Genomic DNA, 19,673 nt, shown 5'->3' with positions numbered 1-19,673 from the left:
ATAGCAAGACAAAGCGATTTATTTGTTTGCACCCTATGGCAATTAGGGTAGAATGAAGTTGTAGGTCACATATGTAGTGACAATACATAAACCGGGAGGAATATAACAATGGCAAAACACGAATTACCAAATTTACCTTATGCGTATGATGCTTTAGAACCTCACTTTGATAAAGAAACAATGAACATCCATCATACAAAACATCACAACACGTATATTACAAACTTAAACGCTGCTTTAGAAGGTCATGCAGAATTAGCTGACAAAAGCGTTGAAGAATTAGTTGCAAACTTAAACGAAGTACCTGAAGCAATCCGTACAGCAGTACGTAACAATGGTGGCGGACATGCTAACCATACATTCTTCTGGACAATCCTATCTCCAAACGGCGGGGGACAACCAGTAGGCGAACTTGCAACTGCGATTGAAGCGAAATTCGGTAGCTTCGATGCATTCAAAGCAGAATTCGCAAAAGCTGGCGCAACTCGCTTCGGTTCTGGTTGGGCTTGGTTAGTAGTAAACAATGGTGAGTTAGAAGTAACAAGCACTCCAAACCAAGATTCTCCTCTAACTGAAGGTAAAACTCCAGTTATCGGTTTAGATGTTTGGGAGCATGCTTACTACTTAAATTACCAAAACCGTCGTCCTGACTACATCGGTGCATTCTGGAACGTTGTAGATTGGAACGTTGCTGAAAAACTTTACCAAGAAGCAAAATAATTAAAGTTAATACAGCTAGAAAAAAGCTAGGGGGTTTTCTCCTAGCTTTTTTCTATGTTCTCCTTTTACATAATTGAGCTTGTTTTTGGAAGACTAGAACATGAAGTAAAGGAGAGTTGTGTATGAAGTGGAAACATGTAATCGGTGATGTTGAAGTGAATCGGGATTTAGTATTATTGCTCGTTATAGGAGGTTTATACACGCTCGCAATTTCTTTATCGAATACGTTTGTAAACATTTATTTATGGAAGCAAACACAAAATTATGTGAATCTGGGCTTGTATAATTTGGCCAGCGTTGTATTGCAGCCTCTAACATTTCTTGTGGGCGGGAAATTAGCGAAACGTATTGATCGCTCGATTTTATTGAGAATCGGTGTAGGCACGTTAGCTGTTTTTTTTATCGTCGTTTTAGTAGCGGGAAAAAGTGCATCTCACTATATTTTATTAATGGGAGCCCTTTTAGGAGTTGGTTATGGTTTTTATTGGCTCGCTTTTAACTTGTTAACATTTGAGATTACAGAACCAGAAACAAGAGATTTTTTTAACGGTTTTCTAGGACTTCTTACATCGTTCTCTGGAATGATTGGACCGATAGCAGCAGGATATACAATTTCACGTATGGAAAAATGGAGTGGTTATACTGTCGTTTTCTTCCTCTCGTTAATGCTATTTGCGGTTGCAGTCGTTCTAAGCTTTTTTTTATCGAAGAGGGAATGTGAAGGACGCTATGAAATTGTGCAAGTATTGAAAGAGCGGCAAGTTGATGAAAACTGGGGAAGAATTACGCGCGCTCATTTCTTCCAAGGTTTGAGAGAGGGAACGTTTATTTTCGTTATTTCGGTATATGTCTATTTAGCATCTGGTAGCGAGTTAGCACTAGGGAAATATAGTTTAGTGAATTCTGCAGTATCATTTGTATGCTATTATTTAGTTGCTCGTATGTTAAAGAAAGAATGGCGAAAAAAAGCAATTTTACTTGGCGGTATTATTTTATACGCGGTTGTATTTTTAGTTATTTTTAATGTTACATATACGAAATTACTTATTTATGCAGCATGTATTGCGGTTGCATATCCTATTTTACTCGTTCCGTACGGCTCCATGACATACGATGTAATTGGTAGAGCAAAACAGGCGAGAGAATGGCGTGTAGAATATATAGTGGTCAGGGAATTATGGTTAAATGCTGGAAGAATTTGTTCCATTTTAAGTTTTTTATGTGCTGTCATATTTTTTCCGCCTGAAAAAAGTTTACCTTTCTTACTATGTATTTTAGGAGCTGGACATTTCCTTATTTATTTTGCAGTTAAAAATGTCAAATATGATGAGGGGAATGTGAACAAAACCAGTGTTGTAGCGCAAGGGAGCACACAGAATCAAACTGAACCAGAAGGTTAACTTATCGCGTGTTTTATGCTAGAATAGAAAAAGATGTAAGACAGCAGTGAGGGCACCTGTATGAAGGTGTCCCTTTCACATTACATAGCTGTTGGTAGAGGGGGTTTGTATGAGCAAGAAGCAGAAAAAGAACCAGACAAAGAAAAAAACCCACGTTCCCTTTCGGTTAAACGTGTTGTTTTTTTGCGTGTTTTTAATGTTCTCCGCGGTTATTGTAAGGCTTGGATACGTACAAATTGTTCGTGGTGAGGAATATAAAAATGAAGTTGAGAAAAAAGAAAATTCAACGATAAGCAATCCTGTACCACGCGGGAAAATATTTGATCGTAATGGAGAAGCGGTCGTAGATAATGAGCCTATTCGTACAATTACATTTACAAAAATGAAGGGATCAACTGCAGCAGATCGCTTAGAAACGGCGAAAAAGTTAGCAGATTTAATTGAAGTCCCAACAGATAAGTTAACAGATCGCGATAAGAAAGATTATTGGCTTGCTTTACATAAAGAAGAAGCAGAAGCAAAAATCACAAAAAAAGATCGTGAAGATTTTAAAGCGAATAAAATTGAAGATAAAGAACTAGATGAACGTCAACGAAATCGTGTAACAGAAGAAGAGATTAATCAATTGTCAGCAAAAGATTTAGAAATATTGGCGATCAAAAGCAAGATGGAAAGCGGATATGCAATGACGCCGCAAATCGTTAAAAAAGGTGCAACAGAAGAAGAATACGCGATTATTAGTGAAAATTTAGCGAAATTACCAGGCGTAGATACAAATGTTGACTGGGAGCGAAAATATAAGTATGACGATATGTTCCGAAGTGTACTTGGTGGTGTAACTTCTTCTGATGAAGGGTTACCGAGAGAAAGGCTAGATTACTATCTTGTTCGTGATTATAATCGTAATGATCGCGTAGGAAAAAGTTACCTTGAGCAACAGTACGAAGATAGTTTACACGGCACAAAAGCTGAAGTAAGAAATGTTACAGATAAAGAGGGTAATATTTTAGAAACTATTAATGTGTCACAAGGACAACGAGGTAACGATCTAAATTTAACGATCGATATGAAATTACAAAAGCGCGTAGAAGAAATTCTTACAAAAAACTTAATGAGATTTAAAGGGAGCGAGCCTCTTTTAGACCGTGCATTCGTTGTAATGATGAATCCGAAAAATGGTGAAGTTTTATCTATGGCGGGGAAACAATTAGTGGATAAAGACGGCGAAACGAAAGTAGAAGATTTTGCATTAGGAACGATGACAAGTTCTTATCCGATGGGTTCAACTGTAAAAGGTGCGACAGTACTTACGGGGTATCAAACTGATGCGATTCAGCCTGGATCTGTACAGTTAGATGAACCAATTAAATTAAAAGGGACACCTACGAAGTCATCTTGGAAACAGATGGGGTATATTAATGACCTTACAGCGTTAAAACAGTCTTCAAACGTTTATATGTTTAAAACAGCGATGAATATCGCTGGGGTTCCATATGTACGAGGCGGTACGTTAGATATTCCGAAAAGTGCGTTCGATACTATGCGTTACTATTTTGGTCAGTTTGGACTTGGTGTGAAAACAGGAATTGATTTGCCAAATGAAACTGCTGGTCAAATAGGTAAAGGAAATCAACCAGGTTTCTTATTAGATTTATCAATCGGGCAGTATGATACGTATACACCACTTCAATTAGCACAATATATTTCGACGATTGCGAATGGTGGATATCGTATGCAACCGCAAGTTGTAAAGGAAATACGTCAGCCATCGGCGAAGCCAGAGGAAGTTGGAAAAGTTGTTCAATCCATGGAACCGAAAGTATTAAATCGCATTGATATGCCTGAATCGCAAATTAAACGTGTTCAAGAAGGATTTAGACAAGTGTTTAACGATACAGGTGGTACAGCTACAAAATACTTTGCAGGTGCACCGTATAAAGCCGCTGGGAAAACAGGTACAGCCCAAACTGTATATGGCGGAGATAAAGAGATTGGTAGAAATGCAAAGGGTGAGCGTGTTGAAACATATAACTTAACATTAGTAGGTTATGCGCCACTTGAAGATCCAGAAGTAGCATTTTCTGTTGTTGTGCCATGGGTACATGATGATAAAACAGGGATTAATGGATATATCAGTCGTGAAATAATGGACGCTTACTTTGATTTGAAAAAACAAGCATTAACTGGTGAAGCTCCGCAAGATGAAAAAGCGAAAAAAAATAAAAATCAAGATGATGAATAAAAAAGTTGTAAAAAAAGCACACTATCTGAAAAGATAGTGTGCTTTTTTTTATGCCTTACGCATATGGTTTAGTAAATGTGGACAAGCATAAAATATTGAAAAAACATGTAGTTTCAAAAACGATGAACACAACAAGATTAGTGCATACGCTCTAAGTTTGTTGTGTGTGATAGGCGATAGCAGTTTTATCCCGCGTTTGAGGGCGGTAAAACTCCCACCTCAAAATTCAGCTGGAGCAAAGAAGTTAGGTGGGAGCCCTGCTGCCCGTAAACGCCCGATTGGTGAGGGCTAATAATCAGTGGGGGGATGAACAAAACCCCCACTGATTAAAGTTTCGCTTTATGGATGATTAGAAAATTTCCTGCATCTAAAGTACAAAAGTGAAAATAAAGTTTGTGTATACAGTTGTTTTTGTGGGACTTTACAAAACTTTTACAAATAATTAAAACCGAATTAATAGTTTAGCAGTATTCTTATATCTGTAATCCTGTTATTTCCGGTTACTTCTAGGAGGAAGAACACGTGAAATGGATGAGCGCATCGATTAAAGTTTTGACATTATCGACATGTTTCCTTTGTTTTAATATGTCTACTGCATTCGCTACAAATGAAATGGGAGAAGTGAGAGTTGATGGATCCTCAACGGTTTTCCCCATTATAGAGGCAGTAGCAGAGGAATATACAAAGGCCCATCCAAACGTGAAAATTTCTATTAGTATTTCTGGGACAGGGGGAGGATTTAATCGTTTCAGTAAAGGAGAAGTAGATATAAACAATGCTTCGAGATTGATGAAACCGGTAGAAGAAAATGCAATGCAGAAAAAATTCATTCAATTTACACCATTTGAGGTTGCTTATGACGGTCTAACGATTGTTGTGAATCGTCAAAATACGTGGGTAAACAATATGACGATAGACGAGTTACGTCTATTATGGAGTGAAAATGGAAGATTGAAACGATGGTCACAAATTCATTCATCATGGCCTCGTGAACAAGTTAAATTTTATGCGCCAGGCGTAGACTCTGGTACTTATGATTATTTCCAAAATGTTGTCTTACAAAATAATCGCCTTGTAAAAACGGTTTCTTTGTCTGAAGACGATCAAGTTATTATGCAAGGGGTTATGAATGATAAAAATGCCATTGCTTTTGTAGGATATGCTTATTATATGGCCAATCGAGATAAGGTAAAAGCAATACAGGTGGATGGTGTATTTCCAACGAAAGAGACCATTCAGTCGGGTACGTATAAGCCATTATCTAGGCCACTATTTACGTATGTGAATCATGCATCTATCAGAAATAAAATTAATGTAGCAAATTATGTGGAGTTTATGATTAAGCATGTTGGAAGCCTTGCTGAAGAGGTCGGATATGTAAAATTACCAAAAGAAAAATATAATGAACAGCTGCGAATGTTAACAGAAATAAAAAGGTAATGTCAGGGTGGAAAGGGGTTTTCATCTTTGGCTCATAATGACAAAAGTCAAATTGCATTTTCTGTACAACATTTGATTGAGAGAAATACAAATAGAAGAAAAAAAACGCAGCGAATCAATCGAATTGTTCCGTTAATACTAAAAGCCATTGCTAGCGTGTCCATTGTAACGACACTTGGAATTATTATTACGTTGGCAAATGAAACAATCATGTTTTTTCAAAAGATATCATTGTATTCTTTTTTGACAGAGAAGGAATGGTTACCTTTTTTTGAAGATCCAAAATTCGGTATATTACCACTTATATGTGGAACAATCCTTGTAACAGCAATTGCCATGTTCGTAGCAATTCCTATTGGTTTAGGTTGTGCCGTGTTTTTAAGCGAATATGCTTCGAATGGCGCTCGGAAAATATTAAAACCGTTGTTAGAGCTACTAGCAGGCATCCCGACAATTGTATATGGTTTTTTCGCGTTAACAGTTGTCACACCACTTTTACAACGGGTTATACCAGATTTGCAGTTTTTTAATGCTATTAGTCCAGGTATTGTTATAGGGTTTATGATGATACCGACGATTGCGTCTCTCTCTGAAGATGCGATGAGAGCTGTAGCGAAAGGAATTAAAGAAGCCTCATTAGCGCTAGGAGCAACTCGTTTTGAGATGGTAAAACAAGTGGTGTTTCCATCGGCTTTTACGGGCATAATGGCAGCGATTATATTAGCAGCTTCCAGGGCAATTGGTGAAACGATGATTGTTGTTATTGCAGCTGGATCAACACCTAATGTATCGATAGATCCGACTCATTCTATTCAAACATTAACAGCCTATATTGTACAAGTGAGTTTAGGTGATGCTCCGCACGGAACGATTACTTATTACAGCATGTATGCTGTAGGTGCAACGTTATTTATGTTTACTTTTATTATGAATATCATTTCGCAATATATTATGCGCCGTTTTAGGAGGGTGACATAATATGCGAATGTTAAACCATAAGAACATACAAGAAAATATGGCATCTCGTTTTTTAAAGGATCGGATTTACAAGTGTTTGTTTTATATAGCAATTTTGTTTTCAGTAGTAATACTTTTTATATTGCTTTTTCAAATTTTTGAAAAAGGTATAAGTTATCTTTCAATAGATTTCTTTACAAACTTCGCCTCACGTAATCCGAGAGAAGCTGGGATTGTCGCTGCTTTGTCAGGGACAATACTATTTATGAGCATTGTTATACCAGTCTCTTTTATATTTGGAGTCGGAACAGCTCTTTATTTAGAGCATTATGCGAAGGAGTCCGTTTTTAAAAAGTTAATTGAATTAAATAATCAAACATTAGCAGGGGTACCTTCCGTTGTGTTTGGTTTACTCGGGTTAACTATTTTCGTATACGCTCTCCATTTGGGAGAGAGCATAATGGCAGCGGCACTGACGATGAGTTTACTCGTCTTACCAACTGTTGTTGTAGCTAGTCAAGAAGCGATTAGAACTGTGCCGAGCTCATTACTAGAGGCTTCTTACGGATTAGGTGCTACGAAATGGCAAACGATGTATCGAATTGTATTGCCAGTCGCTTTGCCAGGGATTGTAACGGGATGTACGTTAGCGGTATCGAGAGCAATTGGTGAGGCAGCACCATTATTAGTTATTGGGGCCCTTGCCTTTGCAAATTATGTTCCGTTCAGTATGTTTGATAGATTTACGGTTTTACCAATTCAAATTTTTAATTGGATGAGTAGACCACAAGAAGAATTTCAGTATGTAGCAGCAGCTGGGATGATTGTTTTGCTAGGATTGTTGCTCTTTATAAATATATTTGTCTTATGGTTACGAAATCGAAAATAAGTTGGAAGTGGATGAAAGGGGAATTCAAATGGTAGCAACAGTAGTAAATGTACAGGTGAAAAATGAGAAAAAGATTGAGACAGCACCAAAAAAAATAGTATTTGATACGAAAAATTTAAATTTATGGTACGGAGAAGACCATGCTTTAAAAGATATCAACTTAAGTATTCATGAGAATGAAGTAACAGCGATTATCGGTCCGAGTGGTTGTGGGAAATCAACATACTTAAAAACGCTAAATCGTATGGTAGAGTTAGTGCCTATCGTTCGAACTACGGGCGTTATCGAATATAGAGAACGAAACATATTTGATAAATCATATCCGGTTGAAGAATTACGTACGCATGTGGGTATGGTGTTCCAAAAGCCAAATCCATTCCCAAAATCTATTTATGAAAATGTAGCATATGGTCCGAAAATCCATGGTGTTCGTGACAAAAAAACACTTGATGAAATTGTTGAAAATAGCTTGCGCGGCGCAGCTATTTGGGATGAGTTAAAAGATCGTTTGCATGATAATGCATACGGTTTATCTGGTGGTCAGCAACAACGTCTATGCATTGCACGCTGCTTAGCGATTGAGCCAGACGTAATTTTAATGGATGAGCCAACATCGGCGCTAGATCCAATTTCAACATCAAAAGTAGAAGAATTAATTCAGGAGTTAAAGAAAGATTTTAGTATTGTTATCGTAACGCACAACATGCAACAAGCAGCACGAATTTCAGATAAAACTGCTTTCTTCTTAAGTGGAGAAGTTGTGGAATATACAGATACGAACAAATTATTTACAACACCTGCAGATAAGCGTACAGAAGACTACATTACAGGAAGATTTGGTTGATATCGCTAGCAAGGCTAAGAGTAAATGCCCTCTTAACAGAGGGCATTTCTCATTTTCACCTCATTTTAAATAGGGGAGTAATATTTCTCTTTTCTCAAGGCTTAATAAACATACAAGAGGCTGGGTAGGGGATTTATATAAAAGGGCACATAATATTGAGGGGGAAGAAACAATGGTAAGAGAACAGTTTCAATGTGATTTAAAAACGTTACAGCAAAAGGTGATCGAGCTTGGTGAGTTAGCAAGTGGAGCTTTATTGATTGCTATGGAAGGTCTTCACAACAGGGATGTAGAGAAAGCGTTAGAAGTCATTGATGGGGATTATCGCATGGATAATTTAGAAGAGGAAATAAATGACCTTGCGCTTATGCTTATTACAAAGCAGCAGCCTGTAGCAAGTGATTTAAGAAGAATTTTCATTTCAATTAAAACAGCGACAGATTTAGAACGTATTGCAGACCATGCTGTTAATATTGCGAAATCAACAATTCGTCTTGGTGAAAAAGAAGTGGTTGTTAGTTTGCATAATCTTGAGGAAATGTTTGAGATTGCTCATAAGATGTTAAATTTAGCATTAGAAGCATATGAGCAAGAAAATTTAACTTTTGCTAAACAAATTGCTGAAATGGATGATTCAGTTGATGAAATTTATGGGAAGGCGATTCGTGAATTTATTTCATCTATCCCTGGACAACCAGAAGCGATTACACAAATTACACAACTATCCTTTGTTGCAAGATATATTGAGCGTGTAGCAGACCATGTTACAAATATTGCCGAGAATGTATTTTATGTAGTAAAAGGAAAGCATTATTTATTGAATGAGTAGGGGGAAAAGTAGGTGATGAGAAATCACCTGCTTTTTTTAGTCAAAACATGACAAAAAAAGCTCGTTGTTTCCTTTAGTCTATGATGATAAGATGTATCATAATTAATGGGAAAATAAGTACATATATGTTAGTTACGTCTTATTAATTATTTTACCAAGTTAATGGTAAGCGCTTTCTTTTTGACGGGAGTTAAAAGGTACATTTATTTATAAAGTGAGGCTTTAATTAGTGGGGCTGTCTCTCGCTGATTGTTAGATCATATCAAACCGGACTTTTACTGCAGTTAATGTGGGGTAAATGATATACGGAGTTCTTGAACATTATATAAGTGGAGGCTGAAGTATATGAAGGGGGTTATTTTAGCTGGAGGAAAAGGGAGACGCCTTAGACCATTAACATGTAATACTCCAAAACCGATGTTACCATTGTTAGAAAAACCAGTTCTTGAATATAATATTGAATTATTACGTCAGCATGGTATTCGTGAAATTGCAATTACAGTTCAATATATGAGTACTGCCATTAAGCAATACTTTGGTGATGGTAGTAAGTGGGGAGTTAACTTGTATTATTTTGAAGATTCTCCTCCGCTTGGAACAGCAGGGAGTATTAAGCAAGCGGAAAGTTTTTTAGATGAAACATTTGTTGTTATTAGTGGGGATGCACTAACTGACTTTCAATTATCAGAAGGAATTGCATTTCATGAACAGAAGAAGAGAATGGTAACGATGTTTGTGAAAGAAGTAGAAAACCCACTTTCATTTGGGTTAGTTGTAATGAATAAAGAACAAGAAATTATACGATATATAGAAAAGCCGAGCTGGAATGAGGTAGTTTCTAATATTGTGAATACAGGTATTTATATAATGGAGCCAGAAATCTTTTCTTACATACCATCCATGGAATTTTCGGATTTCAGTCATGATGTGTTTCCGTTATTGGCAAATAAAAATGCTTTATTTGCATATTTATCAGAAGACTATTGGCTAGATATTGGTACATTTGATCAATATCGGCAAGCTCAATTCGATTTGTTGACGAAAAAATTGAAGGTGCCTATTCCATATACAGAAGTATTACCAATGGTGTGGATGGGAGAAGGTGTAACGATAGGAAAAGGGACGAAAATTCATGGTCCTTCTTTTATTGGGGAAGGAGCAATGATTGGTGCAGGGGTTGTAATTGAACCGTACTCTATTATCGGGAAAAATAGTATCGTTTCAAGTTATTCTCATCTTCAAAAAAGCATCATTTTTGCAAACTCTCATATAGGGAAAAATTGTGAGTTGTTAGAAACAACAATAGGAGATCATACAATGGTCGAAGATGATGTTACACTTTTTCAAAAAAGTATTGTAGCGGATCATTGTCATATAGGGAAAAGTACAGTAATTAAGCAAAAAGGAAAAATATGGCCATATAAGGAGATAGATAGTCATTCGATAGTAGGTTCTGCCGGTGTTAAAGAGAGTGAAAAGAGTGCAGGATGGTTACAAAAAAGCCGGATTGTAGGAAGGGGTAATGTTGAAATTACTCCTCAATTTATTGTGAAAGCTGCAATGGCTTATGGATCTCTTTTTGCTAAAGGAGAGAGTATATTGATTGGAAGTCAGGAAAATATAGAAACAACTTCCTTTAAAAATTTATTCCTCCATGCCATTCATGGCAGCGGGATTCATACGATGGAATGTAAAGAAATGAATGAATCGCTTTTTCAGTATGCCATTCATAATTTGCAATGTGCAGGTGGAGTTTTCGTTCAAGTGGAAAGCGAAAGAGGAATTGTTATACAACTGTATGGCAAGGAGGGCTCGTTTTTAACGTATAAGCAGCAAAAAGCGATAGAACAAGTATATATGTCTGAGTCGTTTTATTACGCTTCTGAGAAAGAAATGGGGCGAAATAAGCTAGTTCACGTTTCTGTAAATAATTATGTAGAAGCTGTGTTAGAGCGTATTGATATTAAAACGATACAAAAACAGAAGTTTCATCTTCTTATTAATAAGAGAAATGATATGTTACAACATTTACTTATGATCTTTCTACAAAGGCTTGGATGCACAGTTACATGGATTTACGCGAGTGAACAAAAAGATCATGTGAAAGCTCTGATGAAATCGAGTAAAGCAAATATGGCGCTTATGTTTTCTGAACACGGAAATCGCTTCGAATTATATGACACTCACAGTAATATTTACCAAGGAACTGATTTTGAAGAAGTAGATATTCCAGATTTATTACTCGAATCAGCAGATAATGTTTATCCAATGTCTTTGAAATTAGGGGAATGTTATCTCCTCTTTTATATGCATAACGAAAAAAACTCTTTTCAATTAAGATGGAAACGAGATATTTTATATCGAATTGGAAAATTATTCGAATTAATAGCGTTGCAAGGAAAAACATTACTTAGCATAGCAGAGCAATCACCGCCACTGTATCTACTTTATGATGAAGTTGTATGTTCATGGAAGGAAAAAGGGAAAGTAATGAGGAAATTATTGGCCGATATGGAAAGAAAAGAAGAAGGTATATTTGAAGGGGTACAGTTCAAATATACCGAAAAAGAGTGGTCTTATATCGTTTCTGATACAAAACAACCAAAAATTTTGGTGTATTCACATGCTAGAAACCCAGTAATAGCAAGGGAAAATATGAAAAATCTTATAGAAAAAATTAGACAATATCAAAAGGTGTAGAATTTTTATTTTAAAAGTGGTATTATAGTATAGTCTGATTTAAGTTATTAGTGACTGGAGGGAAATAAGAATGCGTGTGAATATTACTCTAGCATGTACAGAATGCGGAGATCGTAACTATATCTCAAAGAAAAATAAACGTAACAACGCTGAGCGTATCGAGCTTAAAAAGTATTGCAAGCGTGACAAGAAGTCTACGTTACACCGTGAAACAAAGTAAGCAGTAGGAATATTTTCCTACTGTTTCTTTTTTTTATGCGATTCCTACGTAAAAGTGATACACTATCTTCGTAGAGTAAAGTGTCACTGCAAGGGGGAAAAGTGTGTGAAAGAAGAGAAAATACGTTTACGCAAACAAATAATAGAACACATGAATTCTTTATCTGAAGAACAGTATACAACTTTATCGGAACAAATTGCAGTTTCGGTGTATGGACAAAAAGAGTGGGTTGAAGCTAAAACAATTGGAATCACTCTCTCGATGGAGCATGAAGTGAATACATATCCGATTATCGAAAAAGCTTGGGAAGAAGGAAAGAAAATTGTTGTTCCGAAGTGTAATAAAGGGACAAGAACGATGTCTTTTCGACAAATTAGTAATTTAAATCAATTAGAAACAGTATATATGAATTTACGTGAACCGATTCCAGCACTTACGGAAGAAGTGAATGCGTGTGAAATTGATCTTCTTATCGTGCCAGGAGTAGCTTATACACGCCGAGGAGAACGGATTGGATATGGCGGTGGCTACTATGATCGTTATCTCGTGCACTATAAAGGGAAAACGCTATCATTAGCTTATGATTTTCAAATTGTAAAACATATTCCGGTAGAGCCATTTGATAAAAATGTAGAAAAAATTATTACAGAAAAAGGAACAATGGTTATAAATGGGCTTGTATAGACAAATAAAAATTGACGAGACTTTTTCTTCTTGATTATAATAAAATATGTGAACGTTTTCTTATTATAATTTTTTTATAGTAAGTGAGCATAAAGGGTGATGAAATGATATCCATTTATGATATTCAGCAATTGCTAAAGAAATTTGGCACGATTATTTATACGGGTGATCGAATCGCTGATTTACAATTAATGCAAGATGAATTGCGTGAATTAAATCAATCACAGCTAATCGATCCACAAGACTATCAAACAGCTTTATTTTTGTTGAAGCAAGAAATTCAAAAAGAGATAAATAAGAAATAGATAAAGGTAGGTACGTAACATGGAAGAGAAATGGTTAGTTGGTGTTGACCTTGGTGGTACAACGATTAAATTAGCATTTATTAATGTGTACGGTGAAATTTTACATAAGTGGGAAATCCCTACGAATACAAATGAACAAGGAAAACATATTACACTTGATGTAGCGAAAGCTATTGATAAAAAGTTAGAAGAATTAGGTGAATTAAAAAGTAAGCTAATTGGTATTGGTATGGGAGCTCCTGGTCCTGTACATGTGGCATCTGGAATGATTTATGAAGCGGTTAATTTAGGATGGAAAAACTATCCGTTAAAAGATTTACTAGAAGTAGAAACGGGATTACCTGTTGTTATTGATAATGATGCAAACTTAGCGGCGCTTGGTGAAATGTGGAAAGGTGCCGGTGAAGGAGCAAAAGATTTAATTTGTATGACACTTGGCACTGGTGTTGGTGGTGGTGTTATCGCCAATGGTGAGATTGTACATGGTATAAGCGGTGCTGCTGGTGAGATTGGACATATTACAGTTGTTACAGAGAACGCTTTTCCATGTAATTGCGGGAAGTCGGGTTGTTTAGAAACGGTAGCCTCTGCAACAGGTATTGTGCGTGTTGCTATGCAACAAATACAAGAGACAGCTAAAGAAAGTGTTTTACGTTCTATGTTAGCAGAAGAAGGGCTTATTACATCAAAAGATGTGTTTGAAGCGCTTGGACAAGGTGACGAACTAGCAGGTGAAGTAGTGGAAAAAGTAGCTTCTTATTTAGGATTAGCTGTAGCGAACCTTGCTAGTACGTTGAACCCAGAGAAAATCGTAATTGGTGGTGGCGTATCTAAAGCTGGAGACGCACTATTAGAGCCAATTCAACGTTATTTCGAGCAATATGCTTTCTCTCGTGCTGTAAAGAGCACAAAGTTAGCAATTGCAATACTTGGTAATGATGCAGGTGTAATTGGAGGAGCGTGGCTTGTAAAAAAGCACAAATACGAGGCGAAGATGATATAAGTTGTGAATAATGAAAAGAGGAAGGGGCCCCCTTCCTCTTTTTATGCAAGATCTTGTTGGAGAATAAAAATGTAAATGGATTAAGCTGTTGGTGGGTACCCATTATATAGAACAGTCATGATTGTAAACCATCCGAAAACAAGTACGGTTGCAATAGCGAAGCCGCCCGCGAATAAGTTTTTTTCGCGAAGTGTTCTAAGCGTAGCAAATACAGCTAACAGAGTGACTAGCGTAAAAATAATAACAAGGCCCATACAATATCCTCCTCTGTCTACTCATTCCTTAGAATGAGTTTTTAGAATATTTACTCTTTTATATTGTACATGTTTTAAAAATGATTGTCGAGATAACACGCCTTCTTTTCCTAAGAGAAAGAAATGTTGTATCATTAAAAGTAAATTAAATAACTGGAGGAGATTTTCATATGAAATGGATACAAATGCCTTTAGGCCCATTACAAACAAATGCTTATATTTTAACGAATGATCAAAATGAGTGTATTATTTTTGATCCTGGTCATGAAGGAGAGAAACTTGTTACATATTTACAGGAAGCGCAGTTAAAGCCACTTGCGGTTTTATTAACACATGCTCATTTCGATCATATCGGTGCTGTTGATGCGGTGAGAGACGCTTTTCATATTCCTGTATACGTACATAAAGAAGAAGCGGATTGGTTAGGCGATGCAACTGTGAATGGCTCGCAAATTTTTATGATGAACCGCAGTATTACAGCAAAACCAGCAGATCATATTATTGACGAAGAGGGTACATTAACGATCGGTTCTTTTAGTTTTGAAATTTTTGAGACACCAGGACATTCTCCAGGAAGTATTTCTTATTATAGTAAAGAAGCGAATGCTGTATTTTCTGGAGATGTATTGTTCCAAATGAGTATTGGAAGAACGGATTTACCTGGTGGAAGTTTTGCTGAATTAATTGGAAGTATTGAAGAGAAATTATTTGTATTACCAGATGAAACAGCGGTGCTATGTGGACACGGTCCAGAAACAAGCATTGGTTTTGAAAAAGAAAATAATCCATTTTTACAATAAGGAGTCATTATGGGGATGGAGCTCAATTTAAGAGAATGGATGGGAAAAGAAAAGGATCATTCGATTTCATATAGTACGTATATGAACCTCGTATTATATGCAGAGGAACATGGGTATTATATGAGAGAACGTGAAAAAATTGGAAGACAGGGAGATTTTTTTACGAGTAGCAATGTATCTTCTGTATTTGCGAAGACTTTTGCTAAGTTTTTTATTCGGCTTGTTGAAAAGGGAGAAGTTTCTCCAAATATTTGTGAGATTGGTGGGGGAACAGGAAAGTTTGCCTATGATGTTTTACAAGAATGGAAACAATTATCTCCGGAAACCTTTATCAATTTAAACTATTCAATTATTGAAGTGAGCCCTTTTCATAGAAGGCTACAACAGGAGAGGCTTTGCTTATTTGATAATGTGTCGTATTATACATCTTATATTGAAATGGGAGAGTCTTTCGAAGGAATTATTTTTTCGAATGAATTATTTGATGCGTTTCCTGTTGAGATAGTTGAGAAAAGAAATGGAATTTTGTATGAAGTACGTATCACGTATACAGATGAAGGAAACCTTACAGAAGTATTTAGACCGATAGAGAAAAGAGTCGGTCGTTACTTATTGAAATATAACATTCATATTGCCGAGGGACAGCGATTTGAAGTGCCTATTGCAATGGAAGAGTATATAGAAGAGATTGCGAAATGGTTTCAGAAAGGTATATGTATTACAGTTGATTATGGATATACAAAAGAAGAATGGATGCATCCTGCACATCGTGAAGGAAGTTTAAGAGGATATTATAAGCACAAGCTAATTCGTAATCCTCTTGCATATCCAGGAGAAATGGACCTTACTACGCATGTTCATTGGGATGAGTTGAAGATGAATTTTGAGCTACAAGGAATTAATACGATATGGCATAGGAAGCAATCAGAGTTTTTGTTAGCAGCAGGAATATTAGATCAGCTTGCTAGCCATCAAGATACCAACCCTTTTTCTGAAACTCAAAAACTAAATAGAGCTATTCGCTCTATGATTTTGAACGGAGGATTAGGTAATGCTTTCGATGTTGTTATACACACAAAAGATATGAAGAATTTACTTTTGAATCAATATTTAACAATATGAAAAAAAACAAGACACAGTATTTTCTGTGTCTTGTTTTTTAATACGACTTTTAATTATGTAGCATTATATATTTTCTCTCATGATATATATTTATATTAAAGATATGAGATGAAAAATATAGAATACACTCTTTTTCTCTGTCTATAGGTCCCTAACCTAATAATACGCGAACGAGTTGAATGATTGTTTCGTTTTCTACTTTGTAGTAAATTTCCAATCCTTTTCTTTCACTAGAAACGATTTTAGCACTTTTTAACTTTGCTAAATGCTGTGAAATTGTAGATTGTGGCATGTTTAAGCCTGTGTACATTGTAGAAACGTTGCTTGGGCCACGTTCAATTAATCCCTTTACAATACATAAGCGAACAGGATGAGCAAGCACTTTCAATAATTCTGCATTGCTTTCATATAGTTCTATTTCTTTTTGAAAGGTTTCTAACATGTTCTTTTCCACCTCCGTGTGAGCTGTTATACCATACTATACATACCAAAAAATCAAAGAAAAGAAAACAGTTGTTGCAGAAAAAAAGTCCTAAAGTAAAGAAATTGTAAGAAAAGAGACCCTGATGTAAATAAAATAGATAAATTTGCACAGTTTTGTAAAATGACATTTTTGAGTGAAAATTTTGATGCGTTTCAAAAATTGAAAGATATAGATATATTCGTAACACAATTTTATCATGATTTTCTTATTCTTTCAAATGAATATACAAAATTTTTAAAATAATATGACAAAGGAATTATAATGTTATATATAGAATATATAACAGGTTAAAAGAAAAGAAGCTGATTATGATCAGCTTCTTTATGATGATAATGAAATGTTTGGATGTAACTGATAAATCTTAGAATAATCAAGTCATTAGTCATTTATTCTAGAGTTCATCTTTTTAAACAACTATTTTATTTCTTGAAGAGTTTTATTATTCGTACACAGCTTCGTTTCTTCCCTTTATGCATTTACAGGTTCTTCGACATAAGAAAGAGCATTTTCGAAATCGGATATTAAATCGTTAACATTTTCAAGACCAACCGATAAACGAAGTAATGAATTGGAAATCCCTCTTTCATCACGTGCTTCCTGTGATAAAGCTGCATGTGACATTTTTGCTGGATATGAAAGAATAGATTCAACAGCTCCTAGACTAACGGCAAAAACGGGTAGTTTAACTTTTGATAAAAATTGGCGCAGTGCATCTTCGGATTGTAAGGTGAAAGATAAAACAGCCCCAGCTGATGTTGCTTGAGTTTGTTGAATACTATAGCCAAGATGTGATTGTAATCCAGGGTAATAGACATTTTGAACTTTAGAGTGCTCTTGTAAATAATGTGCGATTTTGTTGGCACCTGCAGCTGAATGTTCGAGACGTACATGCAATGTTTTAATGCCGCGAAGCACGAGAGAACAATCTTGCGGTCCTAAAATAGCGCCGAATGCATTTTGTAAAAATCCAAGTTTTTGAGCGAGTTCGGCATCTTTTACAACTGCTAATCCGGCAGTAACATCACTATGACCGGCAATGAATTTTGTGGCACTATGAAGAACGACATCGGCGCCAAGGTCAAGTGGCTTCTGGAATAGTGGTGTCAAAAATGTATTATCAACAAATGTAAGAGCACCAATAGATTTTGCGAGTTTAGAAACCTCGCGAATATCTGTCACTTTTAAAAGTGGGTTAGATGGTGTTTCTACATAAAAGAGCTTCGTATTCGGTTTGATATTTTGTTTTATTGCCTCTAAATTGGTCATATCAACAAATGTATGTGAAACACCGTAACGAGAGAGAACTTCAGTTATAATTCGGTAAGTGCCTCCATATACATCTTCTGAAATAAGAACATGGTCACCTTGTGAAAGAAGGAGAAATGCAGTAGAAATGGCTGCAATGCCTGATGCAAAGGCAAATCCTTTTGTCCCGCCTTCTAATAAAGCAATGATATCTTCAAGAGCTTCACGTGTTGGATTTCCAGATCTACTATAGTCATACTTTCCAAAAGCATCTACATCAAACTGATGGAATGTTGATGTGTTATAGATGGGAACGTTAACAGCTCCTGTGTGTGAGTCATGCTTGTATTGATTATGCAGTAAAAGCGTATCTATGGAATAACTCATATTCTTACACCTTCTTTTACAAGTTTAATTGCTTGCTTTAAGTCTTGAATTAAGTCGTTGCTATTTTCGATGCCGATTGAAAAACGGAGAAGACGATTACAAACACCACGTGCTGTTCGAACATCTTCTGGAATGTCGGCATGAGTTTGCGTTGCTGGATAAGTCATTAAACTTTCGACACCGCCAAGACTTTCAGCAAATGTAATTAAGGATAAAGATTGTAAGAAAGGATTAATCCAAGTTTCATCTTGAAGGCGAAATGAAATCATACCACCTCTTCCTGGATAAAATACATCTGTCACACCATCTTCATCATTTAAATAAGCAACAATTGCATGAGCGTTTTCTTCATGCTGTTTCATGCGAAGTGCTAAAGTCTTCATGCCTCGAATTAATAGCCATGAATCAAACGGGCTTAAGACAGCACCAGAGGCATTATGATAATGAGCAAGCTCCTCGCAAAGAGATTTTCCTTTCGCAACGACAAGTCCGCTTAGTACATCGTTATGACCGCCTAAATATTTAGTTGCGCTATGAAGGACGATGTTTGCACCTTCTGTTAATGGTTGCTGTATATAAGGTGTATAGAACGTGTTATCTACAATAAGAAGTAGTCCGTGCCTTTTCGCTACACTTGCTACACTTACGATATCAGTTACTTGCATTAATGGATTAGTCGGTGTTTCTATGAAAATAGCCTTCGTTTGAGATGTGATTGCTTGCTCAATTTGTTTAATAGATTGTGTATCTACGTATCTACATCGAATATTCCACTTGTCTTCATGTTCGGAAAATAGACGATATGTTCCCCCGTATAAGTCTTCAGATACGATAAGCTCATCTCCGGAACGGAATAGTGAAAGGACAAGGAGAACAGCCGCCATTCCTGAACTACAGGCATACCCTTGCTCACCGCTTTCTAAGTCTGCAATTGCCTGTTCTAAAAGACCGCGAGTCGGATTTCCAGTTCTTGAATAGTCAAAGCCAGTAGATTTACCAATTCCTTCGTGACGATAAGCAGTTGAGAAATAAACAGGTGGATTAACAGTTCCTGTTGTAGTTTCGCTACGGTTCCCGATTTGTGCTAGTTTTGTTTCGATTGTTGACATGTGAAAATTCCCCCTTTTTAAAGTGAACGACTAAGTGAA

Annotated in this window: 19 protein-coding genes; 15 read left to right on the top strand and 4 right to left on the bottom strand. The window is 36.2% G+C overall.

Translation table 11 applies throughout. From position 1 onward, the window contains the following. Nucleotides 1-108: 108 nt before the first annotated feature. From sodA to glcK, 13 genes are all read left to right on the top strand, one after another. Entirely contained in the window at nucleotides 109-720 is a 612-nt protein-coding gene (sodA, locus tag NSQ69_RS21130) for a superoxide dismutase [Mn] (protein ID WP_001052029.1), read from the top strand. Nucleotides 721-842: 122 nt separating this feature from the next. Beyond that, nucleotides 843-2,120 carry an MFS transporter gene (locus tag NSQ69_RS21125; protein ID WP_002015154.1) on the top strand — a complete coding sequence of 426 codons (1,278 nt, stop codon included), beginning with the start codon at nucleotides 843-845 and terminating at the stop codon, nucleotides 2,118-2,120. Nucleotides 2,121-2,229: 109 nt separating this feature from the next. Further along, nucleotides 2,230-4,362 carry a peptidoglycan D,D-transpeptidase FtsI family protein gene (locus NSQ69_RS21120; protein WP_341099649.1) on the top strand — a complete coding sequence of 711 codons (2,133 nt, stop codon included), beginning with the start codon at nucleotides 2,230-2,232 and terminating at the stop codon, nucleotides 4,360-4,362. Nucleotides 4,363-4,884: 522 nt separating this feature from the next. Then, complete coding sequence (locus tag NSQ69_RS21115; RefSeq protein ID WP_002190684.1) at nucleotides 4,885-5,802, top strand: PstS family phosphate ABC transporter substrate-binding protein; 918 nt, start codon at nucleotides 4,885-4,887, stop codon at nucleotides 5,800-5,802. A 27-nt stretch (nucleotides 5,803-5,829) separates the two neighbouring features. Next, on the top strand, nucleotides 5,830-6,780 hold the full coding sequence (pstC, locus tag NSQ69_RS21110) for a phosphate ABC transporter permease subunit PstC (RefSeq protein WP_016120812.1): 951 nt from the start codon (nucleotides 5,830-5,832) through the stop codon (nucleotides 6,778-6,780). Between the two features lies 1 nt (nucleotide 6,781). Continuing rightward, entirely contained in the window at nucleotides 6,782-7,648 is an 867-nt protein-coding gene (pstA, locus tag NSQ69_RS21105) for a phosphate ABC transporter permease PstA (protein WP_002167665.1), read from the top strand. Nucleotides 7,649-7,676: 28 nt separating this feature from the next. Beyond that, nucleotides 7,677-8,492 carry a phosphate ABC transporter ATP-binding protein gene (gene pstB, locus NSQ69_RS21100; RefSeq protein ID WP_002088644.1) on the top strand — a complete coding sequence of 272 codons (816 nt, stop codon included), beginning with the start codon at nucleotides 7,677-7,679 and terminating at the stop codon, nucleotides 8,490-8,492. Between the two features lie 172 nt (nucleotides 8,493-8,664). Further along, the gene (phoU, locus tag NSQ69_RS21095) at nucleotides 8,665-9,321 is read left to right on the top strand and encodes a phosphate signaling complex protein PhoU (protein WP_002015145.1); all 657 of its coding nucleotides are present in this window, start codon (nucleotides 8,665-8,667) and stop codon (nucleotides 9,319-9,321) included. A gap of 345 nt (nucleotides 9,322-9,666) precedes the next feature. Then, a complete protein-coding gene (locus NSQ69_RS21090) occupies nucleotides 9,667-12,021 on the top strand; it encodes a sugar phosphate nucleotidyltransferase (RefSeq protein ID WP_341099647.1) in 2,355 nt (784 codons plus the stop codon). Between the two features lie 70 nt (nucleotides 12,022-12,091). Next, the gene (gene rpmG, locus NSQ69_RS21085; RefSeq protein WP_001265616.1) at nucleotides 12,092-12,241 is read left to right on the top strand and encodes a 50S ribosomal protein L33; all 150 of its coding nucleotides are present in this window, start codon (nucleotides 12,092-12,094) and stop codon (nucleotides 12,239-12,241) included. 105 nt (nucleotides 12,242-12,346) lie between these two features. Beyond that, entirely contained in the window at nucleotides 12,347-12,925 is a 579-nt protein-coding gene (locus NSQ69_RS21080; protein ID WP_002015142.1) for a 5-formyltetrahydrofolate cyclo-ligase, read from the top strand. A 104-nt stretch (nucleotides 12,926-13,029) separates the two neighbouring features. Continuing rightward, complete coding sequence (locus NSQ69_RS21075; protein ID WP_002015140.1) at nucleotides 13,030-13,230, top strand: YqgQ family protein; 201 nt, start codon at nucleotides 13,030-13,032, stop codon at nucleotides 13,228-13,230. 19 nt (nucleotides 13,231-13,249) lie between these two features. Further along, nucleotides 13,250-14,233: a glucokinase gene (glcK, locus tag NSQ69_RS21070; RefSeq protein ID WP_002015139.1), complete on the top strand. Its 984-nt coding sequence runs from the start codon at nucleotides 13,250-13,252 to the stop codon at nucleotides 14,231-14,233. Nucleotides 14,234-14,313: 80 nt separating this feature from the next. On the opposite strand, the gene NSQ69_RS21065 is transcribed toward glcK, so the two are convergent. Continuing rightward, nucleotides 14,314-14,487 (bottom strand): DUF2759 domain-containing protein, encoded by a 174-nt coding sequence (locus NSQ69_RS21065; protein WP_002015138.1) that lies wholly within the window; start codon nucleotides 14,485-14,487, stop codon nucleotides 14,314-14,316. Nucleotides 14,488-14,657: 170 nt separating this feature from the next. Between NSQ69_RS21065 and NSQ69_RS21060 the strand changes: the two genes are divergently transcribed. Continuing rightward, nucleotides 14,658-15,287: an MBL fold metallo-hydrolase gene (locus NSQ69_RS21060; RefSeq protein WP_002015137.1), complete on the top strand. Its 630-nt coding sequence runs from the start codon at nucleotides 14,658-14,660 to the stop codon at nucleotides 15,285-15,287. 9 nt (nucleotides 15,288-15,296) lie between these two features. Continuing rightward, complete coding sequence (locus tag NSQ69_RS21055; RefSeq protein WP_002088639.1) at nucleotides 15,297-16,409, top strand: class I SAM-dependent methyltransferase; 1,113 nt, start codon at nucleotides 15,297-15,299, stop codon at nucleotides 16,407-16,409. Between the two features lie 151 nt (nucleotides 16,410-16,560). Here NSQ69_RS21055 and NSQ69_RS21050 read toward each other — a convergent pair whose 3' ends face one another. The 3 genes from NSQ69_RS21050 to metI form a co-directional block, all read right to left on the bottom strand. Then, nucleotides 16,561-16,851: an ArsR/SmtB family transcription factor gene (locus tag NSQ69_RS21050; RefSeq protein ID WP_000894375.1), complete on the bottom strand. Its 291-nt coding sequence runs from the start codon at nucleotides 16,849-16,851 to the stop codon at nucleotides 16,561-16,563. Between the two features lie 510 nt (nucleotides 16,852-17,361). Next, on the bottom strand, nucleotides 17,362-18,525 hold the full coding sequence (gene metC, locus NSQ69_RS21045; RefSeq protein WP_341099646.1) for a cystathionine beta-lyase: 1,164 nt from the start codon (nucleotides 18,523-18,525) through the stop codon (nucleotides 17,362-17,364). Continuing rightward, nucleotides 18,522-19,634 carry a cystathionine gamma-synthase/O-acetylhomoserine thiolyase gene (gene metI / locus NSQ69_RS21040; RefSeq protein WP_341099645.1) on the bottom strand — a complete coding sequence of 371 codons (1,113 nt, stop codon included), beginning with the start codon at nucleotides 19,632-19,634 and terminating at the stop codon, nucleotides 18,522-18,524. Before metI ends, metC begins: the two co-directional genes overlap by 4 nt. Nucleotides 19,635-19,673 lie beyond the last annotated feature (39 nt).

Source organism: Bacillus sp. FSL R10-2201 (assembly GCF_038008665.1).
Taxonomy (GTDB): Bacteria; Bacillota; Bacilli; order Bacillales; family Bacillaceae_G; genus Bacillus_A; species Bacillus_A mycoides.
The sequence above is the reverse complement of the archived record's forward strand: the minus strand, read 5'-3'. Positions and strand labels throughout refer to the sequence as shown.

Coding starts and splice junctions, on each gene's coding strand:
- metC (WP_341099646.1), bottom strand. CDS start 18,525: ATGAGTTATTCCATAGATACGCTTTTACTGCATAATCAATACAAGCAT.
- pstB (WP_002088644.1), top strand. CDS start 7,677: ATGGTAGCAACAGTAGTAAATGTACAGGTGAAAAATGAGAAAAAGATT.
- pstA (WP_002167665.1), top strand. CDS start 6,782: ATGCGAATGTTAAACCATAAGAACATACAAGAAAATATGGCATCTCGT.
- NSQ69_RS21090 (WP_341099647.1), top strand. CDS start 9,667: ATGAAGGGGGTTATTTTAGCTGGAGGAAAAGGGAGACGCCTTAGACCA.
- metI (WP_341099645.1), bottom strand. CDS start 19,634: ATGTCAACAATCGAAACAAAACTAGCACAAATCGGGAACCGTAGCGAA.
- rpmG (WP_001265616.1), top strand. CDS start 12,092: ATGCGTGTGAATATTACTCTAGCATGTACAGAATGCGGAGATCGTAAC.
- NSQ69_RS21060 (WP_002015137.1), top strand. CDS start 14,658: ATGAAATGGATACAAATGCCTTTAGGCCCATTACAAACAAATGCTTAT.
- glcK (WP_002015139.1), top strand. CDS start 13,250: ATGGAAGAGAAATGGTTAGTTGGTGTTGACCTTGGTGGTACAACGATT.
- NSQ69_RS21055 (WP_002088639.1), top strand. CDS start 15,297: ATGGGGATGGAGCTCAATTTAAGAGAATGGATGGGAAAAGAAAAGGAT.
- sodA (WP_001052029.1), top strand. CDS start 109: ATGGCAAAACACGAATTACCAAATTTACCTTATGCGTATGATGCTTTA.
- NSQ69_RS21125 (WP_002015154.1), top strand. CDS start 843: ATGAAGTGGAAACATGTAATCGGTGATGTTGAAGTGAATCGGGATTTA.
- NSQ69_RS21065 (WP_002015138.1), bottom strand. CDS start 14,487: ATGGGCCTTGTTATTATTTTTACGCTAGTCACTCTGTTAGCTGTATTT.
- NSQ69_RS21050 (WP_000894375.1), bottom strand. CDS start 16,851: ATGTTAGAAACCTTTCAAAAAGAAATAGAACTATATGAAAGCAATGCA.
- NSQ69_RS21120 (WP_341099649.1), top strand. CDS start 2,230: ATGAGCAAGAAGCAGAAAAAGAACCAGACAAAGAAAAAAACCCACGTT.
- NSQ69_RS21075 (WP_002015140.1), top strand. CDS start 13,030: ATGATATCCATTTATGATATTCAGCAATTGCTAAAGAAATTTGGCACG.
- phoU (WP_002015145.1), top strand. CDS start 8,665: ATGGTAAGAGAACAGTTTCAATGTGATTTAAAAACGTTACAGCAAAAG.